This window comes from Brevundimonas sp. (assembly GCF_032107865.1).
Lineage (GTDB): Bacteria > Pseudomonadota > Alphaproteobacteria > Caulobacterales > Caulobacteraceae > Brevundimonas.
Genome location: NZ_DAMCNG010000309.1, coordinates 1 through 2,359 on the forward strand (window position 1 = coordinate 1; position 2,359 = coordinate 2,359).

The 2,359-nt window shown below is 67.3% G+C and carries 2 protein-coding genes; both read right to left on the reverse strand.

Annotation, left to right across the window (positions count from 1 at the left end; translation table 11 throughout):
* Positions 1 to 163 precede the first annotated feature (163 nt).
* The gene (locus tag RT567_RS16015; RefSeq protein ID WP_313577207.1) at positions 164 to 1,381 is read right to left on the reverse strand and encodes a M50 family metallopeptidase; all 1,218 of its coding nucleotides are present in this window, start codon (positions 1,379 to 1,381) and stop codon (positions 164 to 166) included.
* 23 nt (positions 1,382 to 1,404) lie between these two features.
* A partial coding sequence (dxr, locus tag RT567_RS16020; RefSeq protein ID WP_313577208.1) for a 1-deoxy-D-xylulose-5-phosphate reductoisomerase occupies positions 1,405 to 2,359 on the reverse strand: 955 nt, incomplete at its 5' end.

Here is a 2,359-nt window from a genome sequence, read left to right on the forward strand (position 1 = left end):
TGGGCCGGAGCGGGCGCCGCCTGCTGGGCCAGGGCCGGTTGCGCCAGTCCGGCGGCGAAGGTCAGGGCCAGGGCGCTGACCCCGAGAATGCGGCCAGGAGTCTGGGTCATGAGGCGACTGTCGTTTTGGTTCATGCGGAATACCATCGGGGGCTGGCGTCGGCTCACGAGACGAGCCCGCCGAGGAATTTGAAGAGATTGAGCTTCTGCAGATCGTTCCAGGTCGCGAACAACATCAAACCCGCCAGCAAAGCAAGACCGACCCGATATCCCGCTTCCTGAACACGGGCGGCCATCGGGCGGCGCGCCACGGCTTCATAAGCGTAGAACAGCAGGTGCCCCCCATCCAGAACGGGAATAGGCATCAGATTTAAAAAGCCGATTCCGACCGAAAGTATGGCCGCGAAGCTGGTCAGCGTCAGCAACAGATTGCGAACAATGGCCCAGGGCTCGGGATTGGCCGCGACCGCGGCGTTGGTCAGGGCGCCGGACGCCTTGGCGATTCCCAGCGGACCGCTGAACTGATCGCCCGACTCACGGCCGGTGAAGATGCGGCCGATATAGGTCAGGGTGGTGTTCAGGATGGCGCCGGTTTCGCGCACCCCCTGCCCCACGGCTGCGACGGGACCGTAGCGGACGTGGCGGATTTCATCGCGGTTCGAGCCCAGGGCCAGACCGATGCGGCCGACGCTGACCCGGCCGGCGATGCGGTCGGTCTCTACCCGGCGCTCGGGCGTAGCGGTCAACTGCACCGCCTGATCGCCGCGCTCGACGGTGAAGCGCACCGGATCGCCGCTGCTCAGGGCCACGACGCGCGTCACCTCCCCGCCATCGGAGATCAGCTTGCCGTTCACATGGGTGATCAGATCGCCCGGCAGGAAGCCCGCCTGCGCCGCCGGCGACTGGGGCTGAACCTCCATCACGCGCGCGGGCCGCAGTTCGACGCCCACCAGGCTGAACAGCAGGGTGAAGATGAAGATGGCCAGGGCGAAGTTTGCGAACGGTCCGCCCGCCACGACCAAGGCGCGCTGCCACAACGGCTTGAAATACAGGTAGTCACGCTCGGCGCCCGGCCCATGCTCGGCCGTCACAGCCTGGCGCAGCGCCTCAAGACCCGCACGATCGGGCACACCGGTCGCATCCAGGTCGCCGGAGAACTTCACATAGCCGCCCAGCGGCAGCCAGCCGATCCGCCACTCCACGCCATGCTTGTCGGTCCGACGGAAGATCGCGCGGCCGAAACCGATGGAAAAGCGGTCCATCTTCACGCCGAAGGCGCGCGCCGTCAGGAAATGACCCAGCTCATGCACGGTCACGACAAGCGTCAGCACGAGCAGAAACGGCACGACATAGGTCAGAGCCTGGCTGATCAAGCCTATCATGCCGTTCGTATCTCCCGTTCCCCTCAGGCCGCGATGTTCAGCGAGGCGATGACGTCGCCTGCGATCCGTCGCGCCTGCGCGTCAACGGCCAGGGCCGCCTCGCAGGCATCGTCGGAACCGCAAGACGCGCCCGCGCCCGTCGCCTTCTCAAGGGTGTCGGCGACGACTGCGGCAATATTGAGAAAGCCCAGCCGCCGGTCAAGGAAAGCCAGAGCCGCCACCTCATTGGCCGCATTGAAGACGATGGGGGCGATTCCGCCGGCCGCCAGAGCTTCGCGCGCCAGACGCAAGGCCGGAAACCGATCCTCGTCCGGCGCCTCGAACGTCAACCGCCCCAAGGCCGCCAGGTCCAGCTTGGGCGCCGGCCAGGCCAGACGGTCCGGCCAGGACAGGGCGCAGGCGATCGGCGTCCTCATGTCCGGCGCGCCCATCTGGGCCAGGGTCGAACCATCCACATATTCCACAAGGCTGTGGATGATCGATTCCGGGTGGACGACCACATCGACCCGGTCTTCCGGCATGTCGAACAGATAGGCGGCCTCGATCAGCTCCAGCCCCTTGTTGGCCATGGTGGCGCTGTCGACCGAGATCTTGGCGCCCATGCTCCAGTTCGGGTGGGCCACAGCCTGTTCCGGCGTGATGCGCGTCATGGCCGCGCGCGGCAGCGTGCGGAACGGCCCCCCCGAAGCGGTCAGCACCAGTTTGGACACCCGCTCGGGCGCCCCGGCCGGGAAGACCTGAAAAATGGCTGAGTGTTCGGAATCGACCGGAATCAACTGTCCGCCGCTGCGTTTGACCCGCTCGATCAGCGCCGGACCGCAGCAGACCAGGCTCTCCTTGTTGGCCAGGGCCAGGGTCGCACCCGTTCCCGCCGCCGCCCAGGCCGAACGCAGGCCCGCCGCGCCGACGATGGAGGCCATGATCCAGTCGGCGGGCCGCACGGCTGCCTCGACGATGGCGTCCGGCCCCGCCGCCGCC